A 15,923-nucleotide genomic window follows, 5' to 3' on the forward strand; every position below is an offset into this window, starting at 1 on the left:
ACTATTGTCACCCGCCTACGGCAACAGGCCCCTTGCTGGGACTCATAACGCCGACAAAATATGCAGCGCAAGCGTTGAGAGATCGACCGACAGCGTCGTCGCGATCCTTGAGAGATCGACGGGCAACGACGCCGCGGTGGTTCCCAGTGCTCCTGCGATGTGTGTGCCCAGTGAGGGGCCCAATGAACCGGCGATGCCGGTGACCATGGCCGGGTCGAGCGTCTTGAGCACATCCGCGGACAGGCCGGGCAACCCACCCGACAGGCCAGCCACCACACTGCCGCCGCTTAGGGCCGCCGCCGCGCCTGCGGCGTTGCTGCCGCCAAAGAGTCCTTCGAGGGTATTGATTAGCTGGTTGATGGCGAGCTGCGGCGAGGGCCAACCATTGAGGAACTGGCTGACGAATTGCTGGGCTCCCGCCGACAGGCTGCCGCCATTCACGATGTTTTGACTATTAGGAGCGACGATAGCTTTCGCAAGAGCATTTGCAACACTCGAATACTCGGTGTATAGACCGGCATATGGCCTATTGATAAGACCATATAGAGGGTTTGCTCCCCCGTTTAATCCATTAATAAATCCATTCAACGTTACGGGCGGAACATTGAGCAAGTTGAGGACTGCCCCAGCCAGATCTCCGCTGCTAGCTGAATTAATGGCCAGCTGTAGGCTGGATCCGAATGTTCCCGCGACATATCCTGGCGCGCCAACAACATAAAGACCAAAATCCGTTACACCGGTGCTCAGCAGCGTGTTGACTGCATATCCGAAGTTCGTTGCCATATCTTTAGGGATATCCAACGTAGCTTCCATTGGATACCCGATGTCAAAAAGGGGCTCAGTATAGAAAGCCGCGATCATGCTACTCATCCAACCGGCAACGTTGCCCGCAATCAGGTCGTTAGATCCCGAGTATAAGAGAGGCAGAAAATCGTAGGTCGAGGGTCCGGTGAAGTAATTGATAGCGTCGTTCGCGCCGATCTGCGTTGTCGAAACGTAGAGATTGCCGAACTGAAGCCAGTTCGCTGCCAGCTGCTGCGCGGCGGGGAACGGAAGGCTGAGAAACTCCTGCGTTACCGTCTGCAGATTGGTCTGTGTTGTTTGGATGAGGTCCATCCAACTTTGGATGGGGTTGACGACCGTATCGGCCAGCGCTACTGCGCGGTGCTCGACATTAACCATGTGCTGCTGGATACCTTCAGCCACGTCGTTGGACACCGCCGGGGTTAGGGCGATTATGCTGGCGCCCAGTGCCGCGGCGCCCGCGGCCATGAGCGGCCGGAAAGCTATTCGCTGTTGCATGTGCTGTGATCCTTTGCTATCGGTGGTCGGGATGTTCGTGGACTACTGGTGATGTGTCCCGCAATGAATTGGCTATAGGTTCGATATGGCTTCGACATGAGGCAATCCGTGCCTCTACTGAGGTGTTAGCCAGTGCCGTACGCGCCCTTGATACCATTTTGGCCGAGGAGCCCCGCTAGCCCGCCGGCTCCGCCGATGCCTTTGGTCAGGCCGCCGTTGCCGCCTATGCCACCGTTGCCCGCGAGTATCCCGCCGAGGCCGCCAGCCCCACCTGTGCCGCCGAACCTGGCGCCGCCGATCGCGCCGCCGACACCCCCGGCACCCCCGTTACCGACCAGGAACCCACCGGCACCACCGCCGCCGCCGGTACCGGCTTGAGTCTTTCCGACGACGCCGACGCCCCCGGCACCGCCGGCGCCGCCGTTACCGAACAGGAAGCCGCCAGGACCGCCTGCTCCGCCGACAGGACCCTTACTGGCGGTGGTGGCAACGGCGGCGCCGGCGGCGCCCCCGGCGCCCCCATTGCCCATCAGCATGCCGCCGGCACCGCCAAGCCCACCGGCGCCACCTGCCGCACCGGCGCCGCCTGCGCCGCCATTGCCGATCAACCCGGCAGCACCGCCGGCCAAACCGCCTGGGTTGGTGGCGGTGCCGGCCGCGCCCGCCCCGCCATTGCCGAACAGGAACCCGCCGTCGCTGAGGTTGCCGCTCAATCCGAACTGGCCAAGCACGGTGGTGTTTTGGCCGGTGAAATTGTTGACGCCGTTGCCGATTAGATCGCGCCCGACCACGGCGACAAACGGTGCGTTGATCACCCCGTCCACTTGCTCACCAGCCGGGCTAGTGATCCAGCCCTGGCTGGCGGTGTACACCGCGGTATAGAAGTTGTCGAACGCTCCATAGATGAGGTTGTTCAGCGCAGTTTCGGGGGAGTCTGCCGCCGAGACCGCGGCGCTGAGACCGCCGACGTTGAGGGCGGCGGCCGCGCTAGCGTGCATGCTTTCCAGGGCGGCACTCAGTCCGCCGGCGTTGACGGCCGCGGCGGCGGAGGCATTAATGCTGTTGGTGATGGTCTCGAGGGCGCCTGCATGAATGCCTTGGAAGGCGGCGGTGCTGGCGTTGATGCTGTTGGTAATGCCTTCGAGCGTGGCCGTATGAATACCTTCGAAAGCGGCCGTGCCGGCACTGAGGCCATCCAGAGCGGCCGTGGTGCCTGCAGTAATACCTTCAAGAGCCGCGGTGCCCGCGTTAATACCGTCAAGGGCGGCTTGGCTGGCAGCTCCGATCACCGGCTGAATGATGGGGTCGATGATCATGTCCAGCACGCCCGCACGGGCCGCCGGTGCGGGGGTGAGGGGGGTTATTGCGGCGGTCAAAAATGCGCTAGCGGTCGTGCCCACGCCGATGACGCGGCGGCGGCGGTAGCGGGTCTGGGCGTAGTGGGAGCGGCGGTTTCGCCGCATGCGGTGCTGTGTGCGTTTCAATTTGCGAGCCTTCCTTGACCGACAACGGTGACGATGGATCAAAAACATAGCTGAGAATTACATTGACAAAATCGCGGCAACACAATAAGAAATGAACGCTCACGAGAGGTGTTGACAGCAAAACCCGGCCACAGTAAGAGCGAAATTATGACCGGACGCTGACCCCGTTACGGGAATTACCCGACCGGATCCTCAGATTCATCACCGCGATAATGCGCCATCGCGATTCGCAATCAGTGTTTCAGCACCGCCTTGGTCCATTCGTTGAACAAACCATCCTGATGACGTCTTCACCGTTAAAGACAACCAGCCCGTCCTGCGTAGACAGCTAAAAGGCCCCTCCGCGGAAACAGGCCACCGTGCTTGATACCACGATCGAACAACGATGACGGCCACACCGAAAAACGGCGCCTAAACGCCACCCAAGATCGCCCACTGAATCGGTCCCCCCACGCGAGGCAGCTGCTGACATGGTTGAAACCCATGTGCTGTCTCAAGGGTAGAGGCGAATCTGCAAGCCAACCAATAAACGATCGGCCCCCTTCTGAAGAAAAGGGGGCCGATCGCCGTTAGCGGGTCACCGGCTCGCAGCATCGGTGACCGCCGCCGGCCTTAGAGCAGTGAGGCTCAGAAATGCAAAACGCTCAGGATCATTCCCGGCAGCACCGACGCAAGATCAGCACCCAGGTGACCCGCCATGTTGGCGACATCGCCCGGCAGGCCGGGCAGCTCGGTTGCCAGACTGGCCATAGCGCTGCCGCCGTTGAGGACGTCGGCCGGATTGAAGGCACCCACGATGCTGTCGGCTGCCGGCAAGGTGGCTGCGGCCGCGCCACTAAAGCCGCCCAGCAAATAAGTTTGCACCAGATTAAGCAGGCTATCGAAGAGAATCTGGGGGGTCGGAAAACTAGTGGTTACCAGGTTCCCCAGATAGCCCAACGCATACGAAAGGCTGCCGCCAGTCATGATGTTCTGGGCGCCGGGAGCGACGATCGATTCAGTAAGCTGTTGGGGGATCTCTAACATTAGAGCCTTGGCAAGGCTCGATCCACTGTTAAGGGCCGGTCCACCTGCGCTTATCAGGCCCATGGTGTACCACCCATTATTGCCTGGAAAACCGTTGAGTACCGTGTTTGTGACTTCGCCAGGGACATCAATCGCATTGATCAAACCCCCCACCGGGTCCCCGGCAGCGAAGGAATCGTAAACATTTTGCAGGCTCGGGCCGAGCGATTGGCTGATCGCAGCGGGTAACGAAATGGCAAAATAGAAACCCACATTATCTATAGCTGAGGATGTCAGGTCCTTAGTAGCGTTCGCAAGATTCTGCGTAATAGGGTTAAGGATCGTCGGAATAGTTTCCAATTGCTCTGCGACGTCGAAGATCGGGTTCGTATACAGAGCATTCACTAACGTCCTAACCGCCGTGTTGATCTGGCCCGCCTCCACCTGGGTCATTGCGGTTTGGAGAAGCGGTACGAAATCCTGAGGACCCATCCCGAGAAAGTATTGGACAGCAGCGTTCGCGGCGGTTTGGTACGGCTGCACATACTCGACTCCGTACTGCAAAAAGTTGGCGGCTACCTGCTGCAGCACCGGGAACGGATGCAGTGCATATTGCGCGGCGAGCGACTGGATGTTGATAGCCGCTGCGTCGAAAGTGTCGATCCAGGTTTGGATGGGGTTAGCGACGTAATCGGTCAACTCCACCGCGCGCTGCTGGAAAGTGACAGCGCCATGCTGGATATCGGCTGCGAGGTCGTTGGAGACCGCCGGTGTCAGGGCGATCACGCTAGCACCTACTGCTGCGGCACCCGCGGTGACGAGGGGCCGAAGGGCTGCTCGCTGTTGCATGTGATTTGTTCCTTTGCTGTCTGTGATCTGGATGTTCATTGGGGCTAATCGTTGGTTCCATGTGCGCCGACAGCACCGATCTGGCCGAGGAGCCCGGTCGCGCCGCCGGCGCCACCGAAGCCGCCGCGGTAGCCGGTATAACCGACAGTCGCGTTCCCGCCCCCGCCGCCAACGCCACCGTTGCCGGCCAGCATCCCGCCGAAACCGCCGGCACCACCATTGCCGCCGCCGCCATAAGCAGGGAGGGTAGGTCCGTTGGCGCCGGCACCACCGGCGCCGCCGTTACCGACTAGCCAGGCACCGTTACCGCCGGCGCCGCCGGCGCCGCCGTACCAACCGGTTATGCCGGCGCCGCCGGCACCGCCAGCGCCGCCGTTACCAAAGATGAAGCCGCCGGCGCCGCCGTTTCCGCCGGCAACACCATAAATACTGAAAATATCGCCGGTGTTGGCGCCACCAGCACCGCCCGCACCGCCGTTACCCATCAGAATGCCGCCAGCACCACCGGCACCGCCCACGCCGGGCTGGGTACCGGCCAAACCGGCACCACCAGCGCCGCCGTTGCCGAACAGCCCAGCGGCGCCGCCGGTGAAACCGGAGGGATGAGCGGCGGTCCCGGCCGCACCGGCCCCGCCGTTGCCGAACAAGAACCCACCGTTTTGGAGGTTGCCGGTGAGCCCGGTGCTACCGATTAGCGAGGTGTTGGGGCCGGTGAACCCGTTGACGCCGTTGCCGATCAAGTCGCGCCCGAATAAGTCGACGAACGGCGCATTGATCACCCCGTCCACGGATTGGCCGGTTGGGCTGGCTATCCAGTCCTGGCCGCCTGTGTAAATCGCGGTATAGAAATTGTCGAACGCTCCATACACGAGGCTATTCAGCGCAGCTCGAGGAGACTCCGCGGCAGAAACAGCGGCACTAAGCCCGCCGACATTGAGGGCGGCAGCAGCGCTGGCATGGACACCCTCGAAGGCACTGTTTAGTGCGCCGGCGTTGAAGGCGGCGACGCTGGCATTAATGCTGTTGGTGATGCCCTCGAGGGCGGCGGTATGAATGCCGTCGAACGCCGCCGCACTCGCCCCCGCGCTCAGGCCATCCACAGCGGCCGTGGTGCCCGCAGTAACACTCTCCAAAGCCGCGGTGCCCGCATTAATGCCTTCAAGGGCGGCCTGGCTGGCAGCGGAGATTACCGGCTGGAGGAGGGGGTCGATGATCATGTCGAGCACGCCGGCACGGGCCGGGGGTGCGGCGGCGAGGGGAGCGAGGGGGGTGATTGCGGCGGTCAAAAAGGCGCCGGTAGCGGTGCCCATGCCGATCACACGACCGTGACGGCGTGCCTTGGCGGTGCGGTGGTTTCGCCGCATGCGGTGTTGTGTGCGTTTCAATTTGCGAGCCTTCCTTGACCGACAACGGTGACGATGGATCAAAAACATAGCTGAGAATTACGTTGACAAAATCGCGGCAACACAATAAGAAATGAACGCTCACGAGAGGTGTTGATAGCAAAACCCGGGCGCAGTGAGAGCGAAATTATGACCGGATGCTGACCCCGCTGTAGGAATTACCTGACCCGTACCCCGGCCGGCCCCCCAGGTTCATAATTAAGTCCCGGCTTCGGACGTTTTAGTGCGCATGCTGGCGATGGAAATGTTTGGTTCACGCAGCGCCGTGTCGGCGGTGTCTACTGGCTCACCGGTTCGCCCCTACGCCTGGGCAGAGACGTGTCAACACACCAACCAATTAAACGATCGGCCCCCTTCTTTGAGAAAAGGGGGCCGATCGCCGTTAGCGGGTCACCGGCTCGCAGCATCGGTGACCGCCGCCGGACTTAGAGCAGTGAGGCTCAGAAATGCAAAATGCTCAGGATCATTCCCGGCAGCACCGACGCAAGATCAGCACCCAGGTGACCCGCAACGTTGGCGACATCAGCCGGCAGGCCGGGCAGCTCGGTTGCCAGACTGGCCATAGCGCTGCCGCCATTGAGGACGTCGGTCGAATTGAAGGCACCCACGATGCTGTCGGCTGCCGGCAAGGTGGCCGCGGCCGCCGCACCCGGGTTGGCGAAAAGATATTGCAACAAATTCACCAGATTATCGAAGACGGTCTGCGGTGTCGGGAAACCCGTAGTCACCAAATTCGCCAAATAACCCAACGCATACGAGAGACTGCCGCCACTCATGATGTTCTGGGCGTTTGGAGCGACGATGCTTTTAGCAAGCTGCTGAGGAAGATACAGTCCTGTGACCCACGCAAGGCCGTAACTGTCACTGATCAGGCCGTCACTGTATGTGCCGTTTTTTGCTGGGTTGCCGTTGAGGACTGCATTTGTCACTATGCCCGGGATATCGATCGCGTTGATTATCGCTCCCAACGGGTCCCCGGCAGTCCATGAATCGTAAACGTTTTGGAGACCCGTGCCCAAACCGCTCTCGAGTTGCTGGGGCAAGTAAATGACAAAATTGAGGCCGAGCTCCTCTAAACCGGTGCCCGTCAGGTACTTGGTCGCGTTCGCGAGGTTCTGGGTGATGGGGTTGAGGATCTCCACAATACGTTGGAGTGGTAATCCAATGCTTTCGAGCGGGGTGGTCCACAGAGCCCTGCCTAGGGTGCTAACTGCGCCGGTGAGATTGCCGGCCGCCGCCTGAGTCAATCCGCTTTGAAACAACGGTACAAAATCGCTATTCCCGGTCCCCAGGAAGTAATCGACAGCGGCGTTTCCGGCCTGTTGATACGGCTGTACGTACTCGGCCGCGTACTGCAAAAAGTTGGCGGTGACCTGCTGCGGCACCGGGAAGGGATACTCTTGAAATTGCGCGACAAGCGACTGAATGTTGATGTCCGCTGCCTCGAAGACGTCGATCCAGGTTTGGATGGGGTTGGTGACGGCGTCGGTCAGCTCTATCGCGTGCTGTTGGATCGTGGCCGTGCTGTGCTGGGTTTTGGCTGCGAGATTGTTGGAGATCGTTGGTGTTAGGGCGATCAGGCTGGCGCCTAGTGCCGCGGCGCCCGCGGTGACGAGGGGCCGAAGTGCTGCTAGCTGTTGCATGCTCGTGATTCCTTTGCTGTCTTTGTCTGGGCGCGGTAACGCTGGCGTTGCGTGTCGTTGTTTACGTCTGGTTGGTTGAGGTAATCGGTTCAGGCGCGTCGCGTGAGCCTCGGTCAGACACGGGTCGTGACCTCGTCGTATTAACCGGTGTAGGCGCCGGCCACGCCTGCTTGGCCGAGGAGCCCCGCGAGCCCGCCGGCGCCGTTGTAACTTGCGCTGTAGGCAGCGAAGCCGCCATTGCCGCCGTTGCCCGCGAGCATCCCGCCTAAACCACCGTTACCGCCGCCATAGTCGGAGAAGCTGATACCGCCGTTGCCGCCGTTACCAACTAGCCAGGCGCCGTTACCGCCGTTACCGCCGTACCCGCCGGACCCGCTTTGAAGGGCGGCGCCGCCAGCGCCGCCGTTACCGAAGATGAAGCCCGCAGAGCCGCCGGCACCCCCGTTGTAGCCAGCACCACCGACGCCACCAGCTCCGCCGTTACCCATCAAGGTGCCCCCAGCACCACCGATACCACCGTTGGCGCCGCTGGCGCCCGCGCCACCAACGCCGCCGTTGCCGATCAGCCCGGCGGCTCCGCCGGTGAATCCGGTGGGATGAGCGGCGGTACCGGCCGCACCGGCCCCACCATTGCCGAACAGGAACCCGCCGTCACTGAGGTTGCCGGCCAGATTGGTGCTGCCGATCAACGAGGTGTTGGGACCCTCGAAACCGTTGACGCCGTTGCCGATCAGATCACGCCCGAACAAGTAAACAAAAGGCGCATTAAGCGGACCATCCACGGCCTCGCCGAGCGGACTGTTAATCCAGCCCTGGCCAGCGGTGTACACCGTGGTGTAGAAGCTGTCGAACGCGTTGTAAACGAGGTTGTTCAGCGTGACGTTGCCAGCAGGGGTAGCAGCGCTGAGCCCGCCGACGTTGAAGGCAGCGGCCGCGCTGGCGTGCATGCCCTCGGGGTGGCGTTCAGTCCGCCGACGTTGAGGGCAGCGGCAACGCTGGCGTTAAGGCTGCTGGTGATGCCGTCAAGGGCACCAGCTTGAAGGCCGGCGAGTGCGTCCGCGCTCAGGCCATCGAGGGCGGCCGTGCCGGCGTTGATGCCCTGTTGGGCGGCTGTGCTGGCGGCGGTGATCACCGGCTGGAGGAGGGGGTCGATGATCATGTCGAGCACGCCGGCACGGGCCACAGGTGCAGGGGCGAGGGGGGTTATTGCGGCGGTCAAAAACGCGCTAGCGGTCGTGCCCACGCCGATGACGCGGCGGCGGTAGCGGGTCTGGGCGTGGTGGGAGCGGCGGTTTCGCCTCATGCGGTGTTGTGTGCGTTTCATTTGCGAGCCTTCCTGGACCGACAACGGTGACGATGGATCAAAAACATAGCTGAGAATTACATTGACAAAATCGCGCCAACACACCAGGAAATAAGCCTTCAAGGGGGGTGTTGACAGCAAAACCCAGCCACGGTGAGGGCGAAATTAATGACGTGACGGCGACCTTATACATCCCGGCCGGATAGGCCTCAATCATCACGAATAGTCACGTCGCGTGAACAGGGCGCGGCACTTAGGATCGGGGGGACGTGTAAAACGACATCACCGTTAACGCGGATAGACGTCGGTGTGGTTGCCGTGCCGGTTCGGCTCCCATCGGAGCTGCGGGAAAAGGGCCGGCGAGTAGGCCAAAGCTGATGATCAGTCGGCGTGATTGATTTTTGAGTCGTGGGGTGGTGGCAGTGCCCGACCGACGCACACCACGACGCCGCGGCGGTGCGGTGCAGATCGCATCTGTCGGAATGACCCGAACGACGACCCGCCCGACCCGAGGAATTCCGTGAAGCTGACCATTACTACCGTGACTTGCTGGTGAGGTATTTGTCGATATGGGCGATCCCAGCAAAAAGCAAAAGTATATTTCAGCAAAAATAACGGGTGTCCTGTATGCGATGGCCGGCGGTCTTTGTGTTGCGGTGATAGTTATGTTGAGTGAGGGGGGTGGATGCGGGTCTGCCGCTACCGATGGGTACTTTCAAATTGAACTACCCTCATAGTGGAGAGGGTTTGCTGCGATACGGGTGTATGGCCTGGCTACCAGGAGTTTTTCTGGTTTCATGAGGATTGCGGAGCCACGCGTTGCTCACGCGACTGCCTAGGCCCGATCGAAAGGCCTGCGAACCTAAGTAATTCTCAGGTATGTCCAGCTCGTCCCGGCCTTCACCGTGAACCACCCCACCCGGCTCCCCCTCAATATCGAACAACGCGACAAGCTCCACCCACGTCACGGATCGCCCAGTTGCTTCCCCCCACAGGGCCTTCCGACACTGGGCCTCGACCCCATTTCCACACCAAACCACCAGCCTGCCACCGGTGCCGAGGATTACTCGGCCAGTGGGTCGACCTGTTTTCGGTTGGCGTGGTTGCCGGGTTTAGCCGAGGCGGCGGGTGGTGAGTGGGCGGACCTCGGCGATGCCGGGCGTAGTCGCCGTCGACATGCACGACTCCTAGGCCGTGATGTAGGGCGGTTTCAGCGATCAGCAGGTCGGGGATCGGGGTGCGGTGCCACTTGCCGTGGTGATGAGCCAGGTCGCGCTGTAGCGCTAACGCTTTGTCAGGATGTCGGGCGGCGCCACGGCGATCGCGAAGCTGACATGTAGCTCGGCTTGCAGGTGATCGTAGTGGCGCGCTGAGCAGGCCGAATAGAGTTGCTCGAACTCGCCCACCGGGCACAGGTAAAGCTGCCCGGCGAGTTCGGCGAGCTGGGCGCCGATGACGTGATCCAAGGCCCGCGCTGCGGCGCTTTTGTCCAGGATCCAGCCGATTACCGCCACATCTGCTCCGAGGCAAGCGCCTACACGTCGACGTGGTCGACGAGCCGCTGCAGGTAGCGTTGCTGCCGCGCCGCCCGCTGGTCGTGGGCGTGGGCGGCGGCTCGGCGCAGTGCTTCCTCGACCGTCGCGCGGGTAGTCGCACAGCCCAGGGCACGTTTGGCGGACGGGATGAACAATCTGTACAACGCCTTCCGGTCGACGACCATGTCTAAGTTGGGTTCGAGTCGTGCCGGGGCCCTGGGTGTGCCGATCACCGTCCACCGCATCGGCGACGACACCATCGACCCCGACGCGGAACTGTCCCAAGCACTTTCGGCTATCCATGTTCGGAACTGATGCGCTGGAACACCACCACACTCAGACCGGAAACTTGACGCCGGTGAGTTGTTCGGAGACGGCCCAAAGCCGGCGTTGCAGTTCCTCGTCGTGGGACTGGGCGCTGGACTGGACGATCTTCGGGTGGCCGCGCTGCTCGAGGAAGCCGGCCGGCCCGTAGTACTGACCGCCCGCCACGGCCGGGTCGGTGGCGGCCCGCAGCGTGGGCAGGGCGCCCATCGCCGGGCTCTGGAAGAGCACCGGACCCAGCACGGCTTTCAGCGGCTGGAAGATCCCCGGCAGGTTGCGCGCGAGGTCGGTGTTGGAGCCGCCCGGGTGCGCGGCGACGGCGATGGTGTGTGCGCCGGGCCGGGCCGCCAGCCGTCGCTGCAGCTCATAGGTGAACAGCAGGTTGGCCAGCTTGGATTGCCCGTAGGCGGCGACCCGGTCGTAGCGGCGTTCCCACTGCAGGTCGTCGAAATGGATGGCGGCGCGCAGCCGGTGGCCGAGGCTGCTGACGGTCACCACCCGGGAACCGCGCACCGACAGCAGATGGTCGAGCACCAGCCCGGTCAGCGCGAAGTGGCCGAGATGGTTGGTGCCAAACTGCAACTCGAAGCCGTCCTCGGTGACCTGCTTGGGGGTCCACATCACCCCGGCGTTGTTGATCAGCAGGTCGATGCGCGGATAGGCCGCGCGCAGCGCGTCGGCGGCCGCACGCACCGAGTCGAGCGAACTCAGGTCGAGCGCCTGGAGCGTGACGTCGGCGCGCGGGCGGGCGGCGACGATGCGCGACAGGGCGGCGTTGCCCTTCTCGAGGTTGCGTACCGCGAGCACGACGTGGGCACCGCGATAGGCCAGGGCGGCGGCCGTCTGGTACCCGATGCCGGTGTTGGCGCCGGTGACGACGGCGACGCGGCCGCTCTGGTCGGGCACATCGGCCTCCGACCATTCGCGGTTCTCTTTGCCGGTCGCATCCTCGGTGGCAGCCATGGCCCAAAACATACTCACCCGGATTGGGTGCGCGCGAAAGTCCGGTGATCGCGCTCAGGGACGCTTCGGCGTCCCATCCGGCTCGGCCAGTGGCTGGATCCGGTGCAACTCGCGGTCGTCCTCCAGCCGGTGCAGCCTTGCCAGCGAGTGGGCGAGCATCTCGCGGTTCGGGTGTAAGAAGTAGGCCATCCCGGCCTGCCCGGTGCACAACCACGGTTCGTCGATCGTCGCGCCGATTTCGGGAATCTTTTCCATGCCATGGAAACCGGGAAGGGCTCGGACGCGGCGCAGGCCGGGTGAGGCCAGGACGGTTCCGGGAACCGGGACATTGAGGAAGGCCATCGCCATGGCGGCACGTGGCGCGTAGGGGTCGGTGAACCGCTTGGCGAAGGCGTCGGGATCGGTGAAGCGTTCGGCGACCAGGTCGGCCTGGCTGTAGCCGAGCGCGCCGCGATACAGCGCAGGTTGCAGCGAGGCGCCCATGATGCGGGCGTTGACCTCGATCAGCCGCGGACCGTTGCGCGTCATGCGAACCTCGGTGTGGGCGGCGCCTTCACGAACGCCGACCGCATCCAGGCAGTCCAGGGTGAACGCCACGAGCTCCGTCACCTGCTCATCGAGGGCGGTGACCAGCAGCGAATGCCGCAGGACGGATCGCTGCCCGATCCGGTCGATGCGCACGGCGTGAACGTCGGACAGCAGGTGCTGCCCGTCCAGGCTCACGGTGTTGACGATGAACTGGGGGCCGTCGAGGTAATCCTGGATCACCATCGCCGAATTGTTGTGGCCCATCAGGTTTCGCTGGCCGAGCCCGGCGCGCACCGCGGCATGCACCTCGTCGGGCCCGGCGCAGATCACGCACCCGTCCCCGCCCGCCGAGCCGACCGGTTTGACGATGACGGGAAGGTCGAAACCGGCTAACGCGCAAGCGATATCGTCGCCAGCGCGGACGTAGACGGTTCGTGCGGCCGGCAGTCCAGCCTCCCGCAAGGCGTGATTCATCGCGGCCTTGTCGCGACGGGCGCGCACACGAGAAATGAGGTGATGCGGCAGCCCGAGGGTGTGTGCCAATCGGTTAGCAGGGGTGACGCCCCACTCGCTTCCCGCGATGACCGCTCGCACCGGCATCGCCGACAGGCGCCGCAGCACGGATGGCTCGTCCTTCATCAACCACTTGTTGGCGTGTGGGTCACGCAAATAGGCTTCCTTGAGGTGCGGTCCATAAAGGTGCAGCGGGTTCTCGCCGCGTTCCACCAACGCCGCCGACAGGGCCGGGCCGGTCGAGACCGGGTCTACCAAGACGATCATCGATTACTCCTTATCTCGTGGATTGTTGTGCCGGCTAGATCGCCGCGCGCCCGTCGCCGGCCGCGAGTGTCTTCGATATCGGGTATCGAAAAGTGTTGTATAGCAATGGAAGCCGCTTCCATTGCCGCTGCGTCGACAGTAGCGCGAGGTTGCCCGGCACAATGAGCGCCGCCAGAAGCAGGACTACCCAGCTCGTCGCCCGCCCGGAGGCGAGCTCGCTGCCGGTCGTGATAGCCGGCATCGTCGCCAGCGCCGCGGTAACCGATATGGGCGCCAACCGCTGCATGGCGTATTGCAGCAAAAACATGGGTGCGACAACGCAGGTCAACGCCGCCACGGCGAGCAGGCCGACATGCAGCCCGGGCGGTGCGAGCAGCCCAGCGGGAACGAGTGTGAGCAGCGCGGCCACCGCGAAAACCAGTGTGGCGTAAAAGCGGTGAGCCATGACCCGGCCCACGCCGACCCCGCGTCGGGCCAGGTCCCGCGAAACGATGACCACCCCGCCGGCGGCGACACCGGCAATGACGCCCAGCACGGCCGCCGCCAAAAGCGCTGTAATTCCACCGGATTCGGACGGTGCCATCGCCGCCACCAGCGATACGCCAAGCACCGCCAGGATGTTTGCCGCCCACCATTGGGCGGGACCGGGGAGAGCCTGATCGCCGGCGCGGTTCGGGCGAAAGGCCGTCCACGCCGTTACCCCGAGGGGAGCGAACGACGCTTCCAGCGTGAACACCACCGCCGCGCTGTGGACCGCCACGCCCAAGAAGAAGGCGATGAACGACACCGCGGTCCACACGTTCAACCACACTAGCGGCCGCACATCCGGCGCGTGGCCAGGCGACGGACGGCACATTCCGCGACGGGTGACGGCGCCGAACAACGTGCACGCGGCCGCCGCGAACGCCAGCAGCAACAGGCTGCTGGCCGCGTTCAGCGACAATCCCAACAGCGCCGTAATCACGGCCTGCAAGCCGATTCCGGCGACCAGGGCCAGCCAGGCCATCAGCCGACCCGCCCGGACGTGGTGCGGGCGTCGTACCGAACTGCGTTCATGGTTCGTTCCAATCCATTTGGGACGGCGGGCGGCGAGGGTTCGAGTCGTTTGGAAGGCCCTCTGGTGTCATCCTGGGCGGCATCGGCGCGGCGCGAAATCGGGCGATGCGGGGATTCGGTGTTGGACCGGCGGTCCTTGGGCTATATGACGCCCCCTCCTTCGATCGGACCGGTGCGCCTTGGCCGCGAGAGTGCACCCAGCGACGCATTTCGCGGCATGCGTGCGGGGCTACGTCCTCCGAATTCCTACGAATGGGGGATCCCAACTCGTGCGATGAACCGTCCGATTGACGTAAAGACGCTCGGCAGTGGCCGATGGTTACCTGATCCCCGTCCCGTCATTGCAAGGGCGAGAGGAGGTGAAACCTGATGCGCAAATTTCGCACTCGAGAACGCATCGCTGGTCCGGGAGGACCGGGCCCACCGCAGCCAGTTCTTCGCGTGGGTCGACACGGCGTTCGCGTGGACCGACCGGTAGTAGGGCTCGCACCTGCCCATGGACGCCGATACCCCCTTTCACGTCCATGGGCAGGTCTGCAAAGCATTGCGATCCCACAGAAGCTTTAGAGACAAGGACGATTTGATGCGATTGCGGCGACGATTCGGCTTGATGTGCTACTGGCACGACGGTGCCTTCGTGGTTCACGGTTATCCGCGTTCGTCCCCAACCAAGCTCGATCCGGTGGCCGTCGAAATCCTTGCCGCCTTTGATGATTGGGTCGAGCCCGCTGAAGCCCTGGAGAGGTTGGCCGGATTCGATCCGGAGTCGGTCGGGCAGGCGGTCACCGTGTTGCGCGACAGCGGATTACTGCTGACCGAAGGCGACGAGGACGCCGACGAGGACGAGGCGATCGCCCGCCAGTGGGGGCCGTGGGCGCCGGAGTCGTCGTTCTTCCACTATGCGACGCAGGACGAATGCTATGCCCCGGCGGACCTGTCCGCCTTCCCCTTCGACTCGATGGCGACCGACGAGTTCGGCGCCGCTGGCGACGGTCGCGCGCACACATTGTTCACCGCCTACCCGGATGCCGACCGGCTGCTGCTGCCCCGCAGGCCGACCCGGCTGGCGGAGCCGTTCGGGGATGTGTTGTATAGCCGTCGAACCCATCGCGAATTCGCCGATTCGCCAGTCGCATTGGAGACGCTGTCGGTGCTTCTGGCAACGGTGTTCGGGCCGGTCGACTTCGTAAACTCCGGCCGGAGCGCATTGATGCGACGGACCAGCGCGGCCGGCGGCAGCCGCCAGGAAGTCGACGCATACCTCTGCATCCGCAACGTCGAGGGCGTGCCACCGGGCATCTACCATTACAACTGCCTGGAACACTCCCTTGAACTTCTGGCCGAAGGGTTGACCCGCGAGCGGGTCGTAGAGCTGTGCGGCATGCAGGAATGGGCCGGTGGCACGGCATTTCTCGTGGTGTTGTCCGCCGCCATCGACCGCATGCTCAGCAAGTATCGCGGCCCGCGCGCCTACCGGGTGTGTTTGCTCAATGCCGGCCACCTCGGCCAGACGTTCGCTTTGACGGCAACGGCTTTGGGGCTGGGGCCGTTTCAGACCGCGGCGTTCCACGACTCGACGGTGGCGCAGGCATGCGGGCTCGACAACGTCGGGCACACGCCGCTGTATATCCTTGCCGCCGGGTACCCGGAAACCGACCCGGTCACGGCGCCGCCGGTCGCGTCACTGGAAACCTTCCGGCGAACTACCATGCGGCAGAACAACTTCGGGCGCCCCACCATGCCCTGAA

Annotated in this window: 10 protein-coding genes and 3 pseudogenes; 1 reads left to right on the forward strand and 12 read right to left on the reverse strand. The window is 63.3% G+C overall.

Translation table 11 applies throughout. From position 1 onward, the window contains the following. Positions 1-42: 42 nt before the first annotated feature. The 12 genes and pseudogenes from K3U93_RS03230 to K3U93_RS03285 form a co-directional block, all read right to left on the reverse strand. On the reverse strand, positions 43-1,302 hold the full coding sequence (locus K3U93_RS03230) for a hypothetical protein (protein ID WP_083011570.1): 1,260 nt from the start codon (positions 1,300-1,302) through the stop codon (positions 43-45). A gap of 128 nt (positions 1,303-1,430) precedes the next feature. Continuing rightward, positions 1,431-2,126 (reverse strand): annotated as a pseudogene (locus tag K3U93_RS25565) (PGRS repeat-containing protein); the annotation flags it as partial. A 1,287-nt stretch (positions 2,127-3,413) separates the two neighbouring features. After that, complete coding sequence (locus K3U93_RS03240) at positions 3,414-4,679, reverse strand: hypothetical protein (RefSeq protein WP_139797129.1); 1,266 nt, start codon at positions 4,677-4,679, stop codon at positions 3,414-3,416. 17 nt (positions 4,680-4,696) lie between these two features. Next, positions 4,697-5,380: pseudogene (locus K3U93_RS25570) on the reverse strand (PGRS repeat-containing protein); the annotation flags it as partial. 1,103 nt (positions 5,381-6,483) lie between these two features. Next, entirely contained in the window at positions 6,484-7,686 is a 1,203-nt protein-coding gene (locus K3U93_RS03250; protein WP_220688578.1) for a hypothetical protein, read from the reverse strand. 155 nt (positions 7,687-7,841) lie between these two features. Further along, positions 7,842-8,426 (reverse strand): annotated as a pseudogene (locus K3U93_RS03255) (PGRS repeat-containing protein); the annotation flags it as partial. Between the two features lie 131 nt (positions 8,427-8,557). Next, positions 8,558-9,010, reverse strand: coding sequence for a hypothetical protein (locus K3U93_RS03260; protein ID WP_220688580.1), 453 nt, complete (start codon positions 9,008-9,010; stop codon positions 8,558-8,560). Positions 9,011-10,272: 1,262 nt separating this feature from the next. Continuing rightward, positions 10,273-10,503: a PIN domain-containing protein gene (locus K3U93_RS03265; protein ID WP_071509784.1), complete on the reverse strand. Its 231-nt coding sequence runs from the start codon at positions 10,501-10,503 to the stop codon at positions 10,273-10,275. Positions 10,504-10,523: 20 nt separating this feature from the next. Next, on the reverse strand, positions 10,524-10,769 hold the full coding sequence (locus tag K3U93_RS03270; protein ID WP_139796742.1) for a hypothetical protein: 246 nt from the start codon (positions 10,767-10,769) through the stop codon (positions 10,524-10,526). A gap of 91 nt (positions 10,770-10,860) precedes the next feature. Continuing rightward, positions 10,861-11,811, reverse strand: coding sequence for an SDR family NAD(P)-dependent oxidoreductase (locus K3U93_RS03275; RefSeq protein ID WP_139796743.1), 951 nt, complete (start codon positions 11,809-11,811; stop codon positions 10,861-10,863). A gap of 54 nt (positions 11,812-11,865) precedes the next feature. Continuing rightward, positions 11,866-13,119, reverse strand: coding sequence for an ATP-grasp domain-containing protein (locus K3U93_RS03280; RefSeq protein ID WP_071509781.1), 1,254 nt, complete (start codon positions 13,117-13,119; stop codon positions 11,866-11,868). A 34-nt stretch (positions 13,120-13,153) separates the two neighbouring features. Beyond that, on the reverse strand, positions 13,154-14,125 hold the full coding sequence (locus tag K3U93_RS03285) for a hypothetical protein (protein ID WP_071509780.1): 972 nt from the start codon (positions 14,123-14,125) through the stop codon (positions 13,154-13,156). A gap of 633 nt (positions 14,126-14,758) precedes the next feature. Between K3U93_RS03285 and K3U93_RS03290 the strand changes: the two genes are divergently transcribed. Further along, positions 14,759-15,922: a SagB/ThcOx family dehydrogenase gene (locus K3U93_RS03290; RefSeq protein WP_071509779.1), complete on the forward strand. Its 1,164-nt coding sequence runs from the start codon at positions 14,759-14,761 to the stop codon at positions 15,920-15,922. The last annotated feature ends 1 nt before the right edge of the window (position 15,923 follow it).

Source organism: Mycobacterium malmoense, assembly GCF_019645855.1.
GTDB lineage: Bacteria > Actinomycetota > Actinomycetes > Mycobacteriales > Mycobacteriaceae > Mycobacterium > Mycobacterium malmoense.